This window comes from Pradoshia sp. TA40_28 (assembly GCF_059694525.1).
Genome location: NZ_JCATZO010000002.1, coordinates 143,746 through 159,729, shown reverse-complemented (window position 1 = coordinate 159,729; position 15,984 = coordinate 143,746). Strand labels below are relative to the sequence as shown.

The following is a 15,984-nucleotide window of genomic DNA, read 5'->3' as shown; positions in this document are numbered from 1 at the left end:
ATGATTTTTTCTAAGCGTTTGATTTGTTTATATGCATATAAAATGGACCGATCAGAGAAATTCTTTACAATAAAATTAAAACGCCCAATTCCCATTACGGAATATTGGTTCGCGGGTTCCGTCGGGCAATTCTCCGTCAATATCCATTTCAGCCGAACCAATCATGAAGTCTTCATGCACTTGGCTGATATTCACTCCATTTTCTTGCAATTGATTGACATCCATTTGTTCTCCGTCTACCAGGCAAAATGGATATCCTGCGCCAATAGCGAGATGGTTTGAAGCATTTTCATCAAATAAGGTATTATAGAATAAAATATTGGACTCTGATATAGGTGAATGGTGAGGAACCAATGCAATCTCACCAAGGTATCTGGCACCTTCATCAACATTGATAAGATGATTCAAAAATTCTTCTCCTTTTTTCGCCTCCGCATGCACGATTTTTCCGTTTTCAAATGTTAAGGTAAATTCGTCAATGACATTGCCGCCATAAGCTAATGGTTTTGTGCTCGACACAGTGCCGTTCACTCCCATTTTTAAGGGGATTGTAAATACTTCTTCAGTTGGCATATTCGCAATAAATTCCTTGCCGGTAGAGTCTTTTGCTCCTGCTGCACACCATTTATGTTTCTCGGAAAGTTCAATTCTTAAATCTGTACCAGGTGCTTTATAGTGTATGTATTTATATTTTTTGTTATTTAAATAGGAAGCTTTGCTTTCCAATGTTTCAAGGTGTTCATTCCATGCTTGGAGAGGGTTTTCCAAATTTACTCTAACGGAAGTAAAGATAGCCTCCCATAATAGAGCTACGCTATTATCCTGTCCGGGAAAAATTTTATCTGCCCATCCTTTGCCCGCAGCAGCGACAACGGTCCAACTAATTTTATTGGATTGCATGGCTTCACGTAAATTATTCATTGCTTTGCCGGTTACCCTTTGGAAATTAGCGATTCTTTTTGAGTCAATTCCACTCAGTAAATCGGGATTTTGAGAGGTGATTGTTATAAAAGTTGCACCTTTCTCAATCATTTCATCTCTGCAAGCAGCTATCCAGGATGGAAATTCCGTAAATGCCTCGTCAGGTGCCATTAAATATTTCGTTCGATTAACTTCTTCATCGCTCCACTCAACATAAACATGTTTAGCACCTGCTTCGTAAGCTTTTTTGACAAGCTTGCGTGTATATGGGGCAACTTCAATAGCAGATATAATGAACACTATTTGATCTTTTTGTACATTGGCGGCTCTCTTAACAGTCAAGTCAGCATAACGATCTAATTTTTCTTCAAAGGTATTCATGAATAGACCTCCAATAAATAATATTTACCTTTAAAAGTATATCACTTAAATATCAGAAAATATAAAAAATAGTTTAGGGTAAAAATATAGAGCTGGATTTATATGAAAATCCAGCTCTATATGGTCTTTATTAATGTCCACCGAGGAAGACTAATTGAATAAGGAATAGTACTCCAAAGATGTAAACGAGCGGTGGAACTTCTTTCGCTTTGCCGCCAACTAGCTTTAAGATTGGATAGATAATAAATCCAAATGCAATTCCAGTAGAAATACTAGAAGTTAAAGGCATCGCAAGAATAATAGCGAATGCTGTGAATGCTTCATCAAATTCAGCCCATCTAATCTTTGATATACCTTCCATCATAAAGCACCCAACAATGATTAAAACAGGAGCTGTAATGGAAGCTAAGCTTGAGATAGCTGAAATAAATGGTGAGAAGAACAACGCTAAGCTGAACAATATTGCAACAACAACCGCTGTTAAACCTGTACGGCCACCAGCAGCAACACCCGTACTTGATTCTACATAAGCCGTTGAAGGACTTGTACCAAAAGCAGCACCAACAGTTGTGGCGATGGAATCACCAAGAAATGCTTGCTTTGCTCTAGGGAACTTGCCGTCCTTTAAAAGGCCTGCTTGTTCGGATACAGCCACCATTGTACCTGTCGTATCAAAAATAGTTACAAGTAGGAATGAAAATACTACTGCGTATAAGCCGTTAGTGAATACGCCAGCAAGGTCTAAATCAAAAAATGCGATTCCTTCCGGAAGTGAAGGGAGTAATTGCTTGGCTGTAAGATCCAGCATTCCTGTAAAATATCCAATAATTGCTGTAATAATCATTCCAATAAATAAAGCACCAGGTACTCTTCTTACCATAAGTATTAGGGTGATGAATAGTCCTGCAATCGTTAATAACGGAATAGGTGCTGTTAAATCGCCCAAACCAACAAGATTGCTTTCGTTGGCAACAAAGATTTGTGCTTGTTTAAATCCAAGAAAAGCAATGAATAAACCGATACCGGATGTAATACCGTATTTGATAGAAAGAGGGATAGAATTAATAATCTTTTCCCTTAAATTACTAAAACTTAATAACATAAATAGGAGACCTGCAATAAATACAGCGCCCAGGACAGCTTGATAGCTAAGTCCTTGTGTTGTGACAACAGTTGTAAAATAAGCATTGATCCCCATACCCGGTGCAACAGCGATTGGGTATTTCGCATACAAGCCCATAATCAACGTACCAATAACTGCCGAGATAATGGTAGCAATAAATACCTGATTAAATGGGATTCCAGATGCAGATAGAATAGCCGGGTTTACAATTACGATATAGACCATCGTAAAGAAAGTTGTAATACCAGCTAAAACTTCTGTTTTAACAGTAGAGCCACTCTGGCTAATTGAGAAAAATTTGTCTAACAAAATAATACCTCCATCTATTCGTCGAAAAAAGACGAACGTTTTTAGCGACATTTATTATATTATTCGTTTCCTGGGATTTTTTCAACTATAAAATAATATTTATATTAATTATTTGCTATTACTCCCCATAATATGAGGATTATTAGATTTACGGTGTTTGGATAGATGGAGAAAGGAATGGGAATAGCTTTTTGCTATTTGTACACTGGAGCATCGATTGATAAAAAATCAACACAAATCTTAGAAGAAAAATCAATTTATCACAGGAGAGTGACAAAATTGAGAATATCTCGATTTTTGGAAATAAATTGATTTACTTTTCCCTTTTTCAGGAGTACTATTATCACAGTTTCAAATTTCTAAATCGCTTAAACTTTTTAAAGTGCGGGGGACCCATCGTATGGGGTGAATCCATTTATGGTAGGGCTACTCAGAAGGCCCGAATCCGACAGCTAACCTCGTCAGCGTTTTTATGAGAAGGAAGGTGGAACTTGTGAGACGAAACTACTATAACGTCTGCAGGTCTATTTATTGATGACTTGCAGACGTTTTTTTGTTGATCAAGACTATTAAGCTATAAAGTTGTTTTCTAAATCTTATCAGAGCAGGTGAGCAAAAGTGGTTTCATCCTTAAAACGTTTACTAATTGGTCGTCCTTTAAAAACAGCGGAAGCGGGGGACCAAAAACTGCATAAAAGAAAAGCTTTGGCAATATTGTCGTCGGATGCTTTGTCTTCAGTTGCATACGGTCCAGAACAAATTCTAATTGTTTTAGTTTCTGTGGGAGCAGCAGCATTTTGGTATTCCATTCCCATTGCTATTGGCGTATTAATTCTTTTAACCATCTTGATCTCTTCCTATAAGCAAATTATTTTTGCTTATCCCAATGGAGGGGGAGCTTATCTTGTTTCTAAAAATAATCTTGGGGTGAATTTTGGATTAGTAGCCGGAGGATCCTTACTTGTAGACTATATTTTAACCGTAGCGGTAAGTGTCTCAGCAGGTTCAGATGCGATTACATCTGCTATCCCTGTTTTACATGCTTATAAAGTAGAAATAGCCGTGATATTTGTTGTATTTATAACGATTTTAAATTTACGGGGAATTACTGAATCCGCTAGTATTTTAGCCTATCCAGTTTATCTTTTTGTATTTGCACTATTTCTTTTAATCGGAACTGGAATTTTTAAAATTATGACTGGACAAGTACCTGCTGATCTACATACATCCATTGGAACACCAGTCGCTGGGATTAGCGTGTTTCTTTTACTAAAAGCATTCACATCCGGAAGTTCGGCGTTGACAGGGGTGGAAGCTATATCAAATGCAATACCGAATTTTAAAGAACCGGCACCACTAAACGCTTCAAAAACTTTAGTTATTATGGGCTGCTTGTTGGGCATATTATTTTCTGGCATCGTATTCCTTGCCTTCTATTATGGAATATCACCATTGAGTGAAGTGACTGTCGTTTCTCAAATTGGAGAAGCTGTGTTTGGAAGAAACCTTTTCTATTATTTCTTACAGGGTACAACAGCGCTTATTTTGGTTTTGGCTGCTAACACTGGTTATACAGCTTTTCCTTTATTGGCAGTTAATCTAGCTAAAGATAAATATATTCCAAGAATGTTTACAGTACGTGGGGACCGTTTAGGCTATTCAAATGGGATTATCATATTAGGCTTTTTATCAATCGTTCTAATTCTTGTATTTAAAGGAGAAACAGAGCAACTGATTCCCTTGTATGCAGTAGGAGTCTTTATCCCATTTACGCTCTCGCAAACAGGAATGACGCTTAAATGGTTTCGTGAAAAGCCCTTAGGATGGGTGAAAAAACTGGCTATTAATGCAAGTGGGGCTATTATAAGTTTCACTGTAACCTTGATATTCTTTTTTACAAAATTTACTCAGATATGGTCTATATTAATATTTTTACCTGTTATCATTATTGTATTTCATAAAATTCATAAACATTATGAAGGCGTAGGAGAACAATTGCGTATTTCTTCAGAAGTTAAGAGTCTTCCTATAGAAGGAAATGTGATTATTGTTCCTGTAGCAGGTGTAACAAAAGTAGTTGAAAATACACTTAATTACGCAAAAACCCTATCGGCACAACAAATCATAGCAGTTTATGTATCTTTTGATCGGGATGAAGAAAAGAAATTTGTCCAAAAGTGGATAGAGTGGCAGCCGGATATTCGATTGGTTAGTTTGCATTCTCAATATCGAAGCCTCATCCAGCCGCTCACCAAATTTGTGGATATCGTAGAGCATAAAGCCAGTGAATCAAATTATCAGGTTACTGTAATGATTCCGCAATTTATACCGAAAAAAGGATGGCATAACATCCTCCATAATCAATCTAGTTTATTGATTCGTTCTTTTTTACTTTATAAACGAAATGTAGTCATTACAACCGTTCCTTATCATCTCATTAAGTAGTAGGAATAAGAAAAATCGGTAGCTGGAGAAAATATAAGTGGTAAAATAATCCGTTTCTTGATTAGGTATTTTTATATAGATATAATGCAAAGAGTGATTTTAATGAATATTTAAAATCACTCTTTGTCTTTATATATAAATAGATTAAAACATAAAACAAGTAAGTATTTATTTATAATTATTATAATGATATAATTTATATACAGTTTTTAAGAGGGTGATTTCTATTAGAATGTTAATTTTAGAAGATGAGCCTGTAGCAAGAAATGTATTAAAGAAGAGATTGGAATTACAGGGATATATGGTTGATGATTTTGATGACCCTGAAGAGGCAATTCAGGCTTGCGACAAGACGAAATATGATTTATTAATATTTGATATAACAATTCATGGTGCCATCATTGATGGTTTAGAAGCAGCTTCTATTATAAGGAAAAAGCATAATATCCCATTTGTTTTAGTAACCGGAGCAGATTCATCCGATGCAAGATTACGCGGGCTCCAGGAAGGGGCGCTATTGTATTTTACAAAGCCCTTTAGCTATAAAGAACTAGTGCTTAACATTAAAAATATAATGGAAAATGCCGTTGTAAAAAATAATTCGTTCTATATTCATAGAGGCTTAAAAGTTGAACCACTTCGGGGAACCATTACAAAAGAAGATGGAAGTGTGGAAACGCTATCGAAGATTCCTATGCAGGTATATACTTATTTATTGGAACATAAAAATCAAGTAGTCAGCAAACAGGAATTATGGGAAAAAATATGGACTGAGCATGGGGAAATGAGCGATGACATTATTAATACGACGATTAATCGGATTAGAAGAAAGATAGGTAAGAATAGTATTAATACGATTAAAAATGTGGGATACGAGATTAATGACTAATAATTGGCTAACCATTAAGCGCTTTACTATTTTATCTAATATTCTGTTATTCATAATATTTACAAGCATAGTGATACTGCAAAATATTAATCAGGTTTCGGATTCTGCCAAGCAGCGCATTAATGAACTATTGCCGAATTTTTACCTAACAGAGAGTTATTTAGCTGAATATGGTATGCAAGAGGATTTTCTAAATGATCAATTTGGTAAGCTGCCTGAGCCTTATGAGTATCTAATTATCATGGATAAGGACTCAAGCTATCAAAATATTGCTTATAACAAATCAACTAAGAATATCCATTATGATGGAGAAGATAAACACTATATTCCGGTAATTTCTTGGTTTTTGAAACAAAATCATGAAGATATTTTTGTGAAAGATGGTTTGAGTAAAGAAGAAATAAAAGTAAGTTTTTATCAGATTAATAGTTGCGTAATGGCTGAATTTGGCCAGGCTATACATACGGAAGCGTTCAATGGTCATTTATATTCAAAAATAAATCTCTCGGCCGTTCTTATTGAGGATTTTAAAGAAATCCTCGTCCGAAATAGTTATTTATATGCAATTATATTTGTCTTCTTCCTACTATTTCAAGTGGTATTATATGAATTTATATTTAAACCTTTATCGAAAATGACCAATCATTACAAGCTGAAAAATAAGTTTAATATAACACCTCATATTATGAATGATTTTATGTTAAGAGAGATGGAAGAGTTAAACAAGGTTACGAATAACAGTGTAGAAAAAATGCTGGCAGTCACAGACGAAACACATGCTTTTTTAGAGGAAATTGTCCATGAGGTTCGAAATCCTGCGCATAATATTAAAAATACCATTGAATATTTGGAAGATTTGATAGAACCGGATATCCACCCAGAAATGAAAGAAGGCTTATTCCATATTAAAAATGAATCCAGTAATATAGATTCACTATTAAAGGGTATTAAATTATCCCATGAATTGTATTATTTAGGAGGAAATCCTCCTGATAGCTGGATAGAACCAAAAGGGTTTATTGAACCAATAATGGCTGCCTATATGAGGAATTATCCTGGCTATAGATTTATCTTAAATGATAATGTTAGCCAATCGATTAAAATCTGGATTGATGAGTATTCATTTGAATTAGTGATGCAAAATCTAATGAACAATGCAGTGAAATATTCTACAAGTGGTTCGACGGTTTTTGTGGGTATTAGAGAGAATCGGCTTGATAATACCCTAAATATTGATGTAACCAATACAGGATCAAATATACATTATGCTAATATTAATAAGATTTTTGATAAGTATGTGCGATTAAGTGAAGCGAAACAGATCACATCGGGATCCGGAATTGGGTTATGGATTGTTAAAAGGGTCTCTGATATTTATGATATGAGTATTGATGTAAATAGTACGGATCAGTCAGCAACCTTTTCGCTAAAGTTCAAGCATATAAAAAAACAGGATTTAGAAGAATAAATAGGAAGAGTGAGGCATCTATGAGCCTCACTTTTTTATGTTTGTGAAAAATAGTTAAATGAAAACAGGAACAAGGAAGGGAATGGACGTTTTGGAAAAATAGATCTCTATTGCTTTGGGTATCATACTTATGTCTTTGGGATGTACTATTTCGTTGCTTTTTTATGGATGAATATGGCTCATTATTAGTTGCTTTAACTACAATGGGGTCTGTAATTATTATATATCTAGCTGATCGATAACAGGTTAAAAGATACATGAAATAGTTATTATGCAGAGAAAGACTTCCAATACGTAGAAAAAGCGGAATATCCTTATTGGATTATCCGCTTTTGTCGTATTAATGTAATTAACTTATTTTTGTTTCCTTTAGTTTCATTAATCTTTGCGCTTTCTCTAAAGAATCTTTTTTTCCATGCATATAATAATAGAGTACGATTAATGCCAATACGAGTATCGACATGATTAGATAGAGATTTCGATAGCCTGTGAAAGGGATAATCATACCAAGTACATATGGACCAATTCCAAAGCCTACATCTAAAAAGATAAAAAAGGTTGCTGTAGCTAAACCAATGCGGTGAGGGGGAGTCACTTTCACGGCAATAGCCTGTGTTGTAGATTGAATATTCCCGAAGCCGAGCCCAATAATTGCGCCAGCTAATAGTAAAGTAAATCCGTTATCAGCAAAGCTTAATAGAAGAAGTCCAAGTGCAAAAATAAGTAAGCAGGGATACATAATAATATTAGATCCTTTTAGATCTAACAAGCGGCCAGTAAAAGGTCTTGACACTAAAATCACTGCTGCATAAACGACAAAAAAGAAACTTGATGCTTCAACTAACTGAATCTCTTCTGAATAGAAAGTAATAAAGGATAAGACACTCGAATAGCATAAGGCTCCTAGCATCATAACAATAGCTATGGGAATAGCATTTGGTTCAATAAAACTGGAAAGCTTAGCTTTATTGTTTTTTGATTCAACAGGAGTGTTAGTGTGAGATTGTTTATTTTGTATTTTTAATAGAAAGGCTGTTAAAAAGCTAACAATCCCCAATACGATACAAAAGCTGAAAATTACTTCAAATGTCGTATGCTGTTTTAAATAAATACCTAAAAAAGGACCGATCGCAGTAGCAAGAGTAGCACTAAGGCTAAAATAACCAACCCCTTCACCACGCCGTTGTGCTGGTATAATTTGCGCTACAATGGTACCGGTAGCAGTACTTGCAATCCCTAATCCGATTCCATGTAATAAGCGATTAACCATCAAAAATAATAAGCTATTAATTCCGAAATATAAAATAGTTGTTAAAGTAAAAACGATAAGTCCGAATAATAATATTCTTTTCCTACCGTATTTATCGATAATTGTACCTGTTAGCAGACGGCCAATAAGTGCTCCTATAATAAAAATCCCGGTAACCAGTCCTGCTTCACTCGTTGAAGCACTAAATTGTTCAACGGCATAGACCGAAATTGACACCATTAATAAATAAAAAACAAGTGTTAACAAAAAATTAATTGTGGATACAATGATAAAGTCTTTTGTCCATAATTTTGCTCGTTCCGTTTGCATAGATATCTCCTTACTCATTAAAATTCTGCTTGATCCTTTCTATAATATTTAAGAAAAGTTCTTGTTCATCTTCCGTAATACCTATTAATTTTCCAAGCTGTAATTCATCAATCTCACTTCGTACAGCTTTATATTGTTTCTCTCCTTTAGCAGTCAGTTGAATATTTTTCTTCCTTTTATCTGAGCTTGAAAATGACTTAATATACCCTTGATGCTCGAGGCTGTTGACTGTGCGGGTTATCGCTGGCTTTTCGATACTTTGATATTTAGATATCTCAACAAGGGTATGGGGCCCATAATTAAAAAGAATATACATAATTGTCCATTGTGGTCTGTTCAAAGCATATCTACCTAGAATTTCATTTAACTGGTTAATATAAGGCTTATGAACCATAGACAATTCGTGAAATAACTGTTGATGTCTTTCCATTTTACCTCCTTATAGATTAGTTACTTCAGTTAACTAATCCGATTTCTTATTATGGCAGACAAGGGGGGGAGATGTCCAGTTTTTTTACAATGATAATGATAGGCATATTATTTTCCTTTGAATTCAAACTATATTAAGATAAGGATACTATAAACTATATGGAGGTTTACATATGTCTAAAATATTATTTGTTAAAGTGAATGATCGTCCGGCTGAACAAGCTACATCAGTGCAAATGTATCATGCTTTTTTAAATGCTTATAAGGAAGCAAATCCGACTGATGAAATCACAGAATTGGATTTATTCCAAGCAGAACTACCTTACTATGGAAATGCTGCAATTACGGCTATTTATAAAAACAACCAAGGAATGGAATTAACAGAAGAAGAAACTAAATATGTTAATTTGGCGAAACAATATATCGATCAATTCCTGTCTATGGATAAAATCGTAATGGCTTTCCCTCTTTGGAATTCAACCGTGCCAGCACCATTAATCACGTATATTTCCTATTTGGCTCAAGCTGGTAAAATGTTCAAGTACACAGCTGAGGGCCCAATCGGCTATGCAGCTGATAAAAAAGTGGCGCTTCTTTCTGCGAGAGGATCTGATTACTCAGCAATACCAGGCGCTGAAATGGCAGTCAACTTAGTTAAATCAGCTATCAGCCTATGGGGAATTACAAATCCGGAAGTTGTGGTTATAGAAGGACATAATCAATATCCAGATCGCACAACTGAAATTGTAGCAACTGGTCTTGAAAAAACGGCAGAACTTGCTCGCCGCTTTTAAATATTGTAAAAACTCCAATACCGAATGGTTTGGAGTTTTTTTGTATACCTGTAATATTATTGTTCTCCTGGAATCGAGGAGGTTTAAATGAAATAGACGTTTACTTAAGCAGTATAGTTGTTTTAGTAAAAATCCATAGGTAGTAAAAGATTAGGTTGTATTCTGACTAATCCAAATAGAGCAGTGCATTTAAACGATCTAAAGTATCAAAATAATTGTACCAATCGTAATAGCAATACCACCAATAATGGTATTTTTATCAGGTTTTTCTTTTAAAATGATAAAGCTTAATACCATGGTGATGACTACGCTGAACTTATCTATAGGAGCAACGATGGATACCTGTCCCATTTGAATGGCGGCAAAGTAACATAGCCAGGAAAGACCTGTTGCAATACCCGATAAGATTAAAAAGAGATAGGACTTATTAGAAATTGTTTTAAGTTCTTTATGTGTCTTTTGGACAAAGACGATACTCCATGCAAAGATTAAGATAACTACAGTACGAATAAAGGTCGCAACATTTGAATCAACATCCTCGATTCCGATTTTCGCCAAGATGCTGGTTAGTGCTGCAAAAACAGCTGATAGAATAGCTAGGAAAATATATGATTGAAAATAACTTCCTTGTCTTTTTTTCTCCCGTTTACCTATGAGTATAAAGGTACCAATCGTAATAATGGTTCCGCCTGTAATCACTAATGGAGTCATCGGCTCTTGGAGTATGATAAATGACAAAAGAATTGTCATCACTACACTTGATTTATCAATAGGAACTACTTTGGAAACATCACCGATTTGGATGGCTTTAAAAAAGCATAGCCAGGAAAGGCCAGTTGTTATTCCTGATAAGATAATAAAAATCCATGCCTTTATGGGAATGGTATACAATACATCCCATTGCCCCGTAATTCTGACTACGGTAAAGGCCATAATTAGGACAACAAATGTTCGAACTGCAGTGGCTAAATTGGAATTCACATTATGAATCCCAATCTTAGCCAATATTGATGTTAATGCCGCAAATAAAGCGGCAAGTAAAGCTAACAATATGCTCATCATAATCCTCGCTTTATTATATATCTAGATTTGGTTGCTTACTCCAATATTATCCATATACAAATATACCTCATTCTTATTTTAAAAGTCATGCTTATCCAATTTCTATTTAGATAAAAAATAAAAGATGGCTTAAAGATGGTTTGGTACAAAAGGGCAGGCATACATAATCCTCGCAGTTACAATCAAACATTCTATATTCTTGTCAGTTTGCACTTTCCAAAACAGTAAAAATACACTCTTTATATGATAGATTATCTCTATACAGCATAAAAAGTGTATTTTCATTTAATCAGATCCAAGAGAGTACTAAGCAATTAATGGGTGGATGGAGGATTTCTTTTTGATATTTATTAGTTCAAGCGTTCTAAAGGTTTGACTGCCGGGCCTTCTAAAACTTCTCCGTCTGGTGCAAAGCGGGATCCATGGCACGGGCAATCCCAGGAACGTTCGCTATTATTCCATTTCACTTCACAGCCCATATGTGTACAAGTAGTATCAACTACACAAACAGTCCCTGAAGGATCTCGATAGGCCCCGGCTCTTTTTCCATTATAGGTCACAATACTGCCTTCATCCGGTTTAAGTTCATCCGGACTGGTGTCTTTATCCGCAAGTTTTCCTTTAATTAACTCTTTTGTCACATTTACATTTTCTTTAATAAATTTTCCTGCTGTTTGAATTTTTGTCTCTGAACGAGTGGGTGTAAATAAGTCAAAATAGGGATTTTCTTTTCCTTGTACTAAATCACCCAAGATTAAAGCGGCTACAGCTCCATTAGTCATTCCCCATTTCGCAAAACCAGTTGCTACAAATGTATGGTCTTTCCTTGAAGAATAGGGTCCAATATAGGGTACATAATCCAATGTTTCTAAATCCTGCGCCGACCATCGATAAGGCAGATCATTCACGGTGTAATACTTTTCAGCAAAATCTTTCAATGCTTCATAATGTTTGAGCGGGTCTTCGCTCTGACCAGTTTTATGACTTTCACCGCCAAATAACATAAGCGTTTTATCACCATCTTTTGTATGGCGAATGGAGCGAGTTGGCTGTTCAGCGCTAATATACATACCATTTGGTGCTTCTTCTTTGATTTCAGCAGCCACAATATATGAGCGCTTCGGACTTAAACGGGAAAAGTATAGACCCCCCATGTCATAAAATGGATAGTGGGAAGCAATGACTACATTATTACAATGGATGGTATGTCCATTTTTTAATTTAACTTGAACAGTTTCTTGATCGCCTTCTTGAATGGTTTCTACGGGAGTATGTTCAAATACTTGACCGCCTTTTTTTATAAATAAATTTAAAATATGACTTAAAAATTTCACAGGATGGAATTGTGCTTGATCAGGCATAATAATCGCTTTTTTAATTGGAAAAGGTAAATCCAGTTTATCTACAAGCTTTCCTGAGATGCCTAGTTTTTGATAAGCTTCGAACTCTGATAGGATCTTCTTTTCATAGCTTTCAGTTTCTGTGTACAGAATGGCATCCTGCTCTTCATAATCACAATCAATCTCTTCTTCTTTATAAAGAGAATGGATATAATCGAGGCCATCCATATTTGCCTGATAGTATAATTTCGCTTTTTCTTCGCCTACCGTAGAAATCAGTTTGTCATAGATAAGGCCATGTTGGGCAGTTATTTTAGCAGTTGTATGGCCTGTTGTCCCATTCATTACTTCACTTGCTTCAACTAATGCAACATTAACACCTTTACTAGCCAAACGATAAGCCGTCAAAATACCAACAATTCCTGCTCCGATAATGACAGTATCCGTATTCAAATCATTTTTCAGTTCGTTAAATTCCAGTTCTTCATGATTCTTCCTAAATTGTGTCCAATAAGAATTCGATTGATTAGGTAATTGACTCATTTTTAACGCCTCCGTTTTACCAATATAGTATATAGATACCCATGTTTTGTTAAAAAAATCAGGTAAATAGGATAATCTTATAGTTTACTGAAATGAGCTAATGGATATTAAGTAAAAAAATGGGATAAAGGAGGGGTTTGGAATTGAGAGGTCAGACGAAAAAGAAGTTATTTGTTTCAGGTAGTTTTTTATTGGGGTTTGGATTCATGGGCGCAATGGATGGGATTATTTTTCATCAACTTTTGCAATGGCATAGTGTAGTGATGGAAACCACTCGCTCGGGCCAAATTTTAAGTGATGGGATCTTCCATTTTGCTGTGACTATTGCTTTGGTGGCAGGGGGATTTATTCTATGGCTTGCAGGTAATCCATTAAATCAAAAACAGGGTATAAAACAGGTGATCAGTTGGTTTTTAATAGGTTCAGGTTTATTTAATCTGATTGAAGGGATCATTAACCACCATATTCTACAGATACACCGGGTAAAACCAGGAGACCCAAATGCTTTATTTTATGATATAGCCTTTTTAGTACTTGGAGCTATTTTATTTTTGATGGGCTTATTTATGAAAAAAAGGGCGGATAGGCATTCAAAAGGAGAGAGTATAGATGTATAGAATACTAAGCTTTGTTGTCATTGCGAGTTTTGTATCTATCATGCTTTATTTTCACCAACAAAGCAGCCATTTTGGTGAGGCTCAAGCAGGGCATATGGACCATCATGAGGGTTTAGAAATCAGTAATGTGAAGGATGCTAAAATTCCGGAGATTGATGGGTGGGTTAAACAGGATCAAACAGGGAGTTGGATGCTGAAGATTACGACTAAAAATTTCAAATTCCAACCTGAGAAGCTGGGTTCAAAGGAACAAAAAATCAATGAAGGACACGCCCATCTATACATAAATGGTGATAAAAAAAATAGACTCTATGGCCATTATTATGACTTGGGCACACTAAAACCCGGCAAACATGAAGTGAAGGTTACGCTAACTACACATAATCATAAGGTTTTAATGTACCAGGGTAAAGAAATAGCCTACCGCTATAAATTCAGGGTGAAATGATTCTCTAAACGAATATTTAACAGGTAATTAAGTAATGGTTAGATTGGGATTAAATGGTATAATGGGATATATGGATAGAAAAATAGACGGAGGACTCAATGTTCGGGAAAATTTATATAGCTATTTTAGTATGTTTTTCTATTTTTTCTTGTATCATGGCTATCGCAAAACCCGCCATATTCGATCTTCATTTAAAAAATTTCCGCAGAAGTCTTTATACGCTGTTTATGATGGCACTCGGAATCGGAATTATTGCAGGTAGCATTAAAATGGCTGATTGGACATATATATTAAGTTTAACGGCAGTTGCCGTATTTATTGATTTATCGGTTCTTTTAACACCCAGCATTTTAAAAATATGGCAGGCTGAGTTTTTAACAGGCTCAGAGTTCTTGGAAGATACCATAAAGGAAAATGAAAAAATCCAAAGAGCAATGATCACAAAGGTGCAATATATGTCCGTCTTAGTTCAGGATGCCATTTATTATTTTGAACAAAATCCTGTACCCGAGAGCGGTGAAGAATATATATGGGAATTAAAACGATATCTTGCTCTCTATTGTGACGAATTTGGATTGTCGGTGGATATCAATGAGTACGAAGCAGTTGATTCAATTGATTTAGAGATATCTATAAAAGAAACGATAAAACAAAAGCTTATCAGAATAGACCATATACATAATTTTGGTTTAAATCAGCGACTTATACATGTGTTTACCGATTCAATATATAATTCTGAGGTCATTACACTTGAAGATTATGATGCATTGTTAATTCCTGTCCATTTACAAATGTATAACTTTATTATTGTTATAAAGAAAGATAAAGGAATTCCGATTGAAGTGGATGGAGTTCATGTTGCCAATTTAGTTCATATTTATGATTCGTTTATGTGAATGTTTGGTATAATAAGGATATAAAGAGTAAGGAAGAGGGGGGATTATGATGGCAATACGGAGAAGGAGAAACAGTATTCAGTCCGGTGAATCCAGTGATACTATGGGAAAAAGCTTTCATGCAGGACCAAAAATCACCCATCTCTCTGATAAATCAGTCAGTAAGCAAACTAAGAAAGTAAATGAAATGAACAAAAAAGCACTAGCTTATATACATTCGGTAAGATAACAAAGTCCATTGCACTTTGTTATTTTTTTTGTATTGGTTTTGCAGTTTGTTACATAATCTATAACAAATTGCATGATAGGAGTTTAAAAAATGACCTCTAAGAAGGAAACACAGCCATTAGGAGTAAAACCAAAGTTCACAGTCTTGGGTAATAACGAATCTAAGATAAGTAAAAGGAATAAGGAAGCCATCCGTATTTTAAAAAGAATTCGGGGCAAATTGGGATAAGTGTGAAAGAATAGTTATCGATAATTGATAAATATGTTGTGATTACTCCCAAAAAGTTTCACCGATAAATCAATAAGGACATTTAGACACGCTTTTTTATGAAAGCTAATGAAGAAGGATCTTATCATCTGTATGACAGTATGATGTATATTTAGCTGCCACTGCGTTATATCATATCAATACATCCTTTATTCAAACCTATATAGTAATACGAATCGTTAATCCTCGCTCTGTCGGAAGTTTATCCAAAGTTGTAATTCCTTATTTAAAAATCCTCCTTTAG

The 15,984-nt window shown here is 35.0% G+C and carries 15 protein-coding genes and 1 riboswitch; of the genes, 9 read left to right on the top strand and 6 right to left on the bottom strand.

Features of this window, described 5'->3' with window-relative positions; genetic code table 11:
* Positions 1-75: 75 nt before the first annotated feature.
* Complete coding sequence (locus AC58NB_RS02830; RefSeq protein WP_497425302.1) at positions 76-1,302, bottom strand: aminopeptidase; 1,227 nt, start codon at positions 1,300-1,302, stop codon at positions 76-78.
* Between the two features lie 130 nt (positions 1,303-1,432).
* A complete protein-coding gene (locus tag AC58NB_RS02825) occupies positions 1,433-2,734 on the bottom strand; it encodes an NCS2 family permease (protein ID WP_497425301.1) in 1,302 nt (433 codons plus the stop codon).
* A 355-nt stretch (positions 2,735-3,089) separates the two neighbouring features.
* Positions 3,090-3,216, top strand: a riboswitch (cyclic di-AMP (ydaO/yuaA leader).
* A 136-nt stretch (positions 3,217-3,352) separates the two neighbouring features.
* Here AC58NB_RS02825 and AC58NB_RS02820 point away from each other — a divergent pair.
* From AC58NB_RS02820 to AC58NB_RS02810, 3 genes are all read left to right on the top strand, one after another.
* Entirely contained in the window at positions 3,353-5,179 is a 1,827-nt protein-coding gene (locus AC58NB_RS02820) for an APC family permease (RefSeq protein WP_497425300.1), read from the top strand.
* Positions 5,180-5,411: 232 nt separating this feature from the next.
* Positions 5,412-6,068 (top strand): response regulator transcription factor, encoded by a 657-nt coding sequence (locus tag AC58NB_RS02815; protein WP_497425299.1) that lies wholly within the window; start codon positions 5,412-5,414, stop codon positions 6,066-6,068.
* Positions 6,061-7,536: a sensor histidine kinase gene (locus tag AC58NB_RS02810; protein ID WP_497425298.1), complete on the top strand. Its 1,476-nt coding sequence runs from the start codon at positions 6,061-6,063 to the stop codon at positions 7,534-7,536. Before AC58NB_RS02815 ends, AC58NB_RS02810 begins: the two co-directional genes overlap by 8 nt.
* A 349-nt stretch (positions 7,537-7,885) precedes the next feature.
* Here AC58NB_RS02810 and AC58NB_RS02805 read toward each other — a convergent pair whose 3' ends face one another.
* The gene (locus AC58NB_RS02805; protein WP_497425297.1) at positions 7,886-9,115 is read right to left on the bottom strand and encodes an MFS transporter; all 1,230 of its coding nucleotides are present in this window, start codon (positions 9,113-9,115) and stop codon (positions 7,886-7,888) included.
* Between the two features lie 10 nt (positions 9,116-9,125).
* Positions 9,126-9,545: a MarR family winged helix-turn-helix transcriptional regulator gene (locus tag AC58NB_RS02800; protein ID WP_497425296.1), complete on the bottom strand. Its 420-nt coding sequence runs from the start codon at positions 9,543-9,545 to the stop codon at positions 9,126-9,128.
* A gap of 172 nt (positions 9,546-9,717) precedes the next feature.
* Between AC58NB_RS02800 and AC58NB_RS02795 the strand changes: the two genes are divergently transcribed.
* Complete coding sequence (locus AC58NB_RS02795; RefSeq protein ID WP_497425295.1) at positions 9,718-10,338, top strand: FMN-dependent NADH-azoreductase; 621 nt, start codon at positions 9,718-9,720, stop codon at positions 10,336-10,338.
* A 198-nt stretch (positions 10,339-10,536) separates the two neighbouring features.
* On the opposite strand, the gene AC58NB_RS02790 is transcribed toward AC58NB_RS02795, so the two are convergent.
* Both AC58NB_RS02790 and AC58NB_RS02785 read right to left on the bottom strand, forming a co-directional pair.
* Positions 10,537-11,397 carry an EamA family transporter gene (locus AC58NB_RS02790; protein ID WP_497425294.1) on the bottom strand — a complete coding sequence of 287 codons (861 nt, stop codon included), beginning with the start codon at positions 11,395-11,397 and terminating at the stop codon, positions 10,537-10,539.
* 353 nt (positions 11,398-11,750) lie between these two features.
* Positions 11,751-13,283, bottom strand: a complete 1,533-nt coding sequence (locus tag AC58NB_RS02785; protein ID WP_497425293.1) for an FAD-dependent oxidoreductase — start codon at positions 13,281-13,283, stop codon at positions 11,751-11,753.
* Positions 13,284-13,426: 143 nt separating this feature from the next.
* On the opposite strand from AC58NB_RS02785, the gene AC58NB_RS02780 reads away from it, so the two are divergent.
* From AC58NB_RS02780 to AC58NB_RS02760, 5 genes are all read left to right on the top strand, one after another.
* Positions 13,427-13,900 carry a DUF2243 domain-containing protein gene (locus AC58NB_RS02780; RefSeq protein WP_497425292.1) on the top strand — a complete coding sequence of 158 codons (474 nt, stop codon included), beginning with the start codon at positions 13,427-13,429 and terminating at the stop codon, positions 13,898-13,900.
* Positions 13,893-14,348 carry a hypothetical protein gene (locus tag AC58NB_RS02775; RefSeq protein WP_497425291.1) on the top strand — a complete coding sequence of 152 codons (456 nt, stop codon included), beginning with the start codon at positions 13,893-13,895 and terminating at the stop codon, positions 14,346-14,348. The genes AC58NB_RS02780 and AC58NB_RS02775 overlap by 8 nt, the downstream gene beginning before the upstream one ends.
* A 98-nt stretch (positions 14,349-14,446) precedes the next feature.
* The gene (locus AC58NB_RS02770; protein ID WP_497425290.1) at positions 14,447-15,244 is read left to right on the top strand and encodes a type II toxin-antitoxin system SpoIISA family toxin; all 798 of its coding nucleotides are present in this window, start codon (positions 14,447-14,449) and stop codon (positions 15,242-15,244) included.
* A 49-nt stretch (positions 15,245-15,293) separates the two neighbouring features.
* The gene (locus AC58NB_RS02765) at positions 15,294-15,473 is read left to right on the top strand and encodes a hypothetical protein (RefSeq protein WP_497425289.1); all 180 of its coding nucleotides are present in this window, start codon (positions 15,294-15,296) and stop codon (positions 15,471-15,473) included.
* 90 nt (positions 15,474-15,563) lie between these two features.
* Positions 15,564-15,701: a hypothetical protein gene (locus tag AC58NB_RS02760; protein WP_497425288.1), complete on the top strand. Its 138-nt coding sequence runs from the start codon at positions 15,564-15,566 to the stop codon at positions 15,699-15,701.
* The last annotated feature ends 283 nt before the right edge of the window (positions 15,702-15,984 follow it).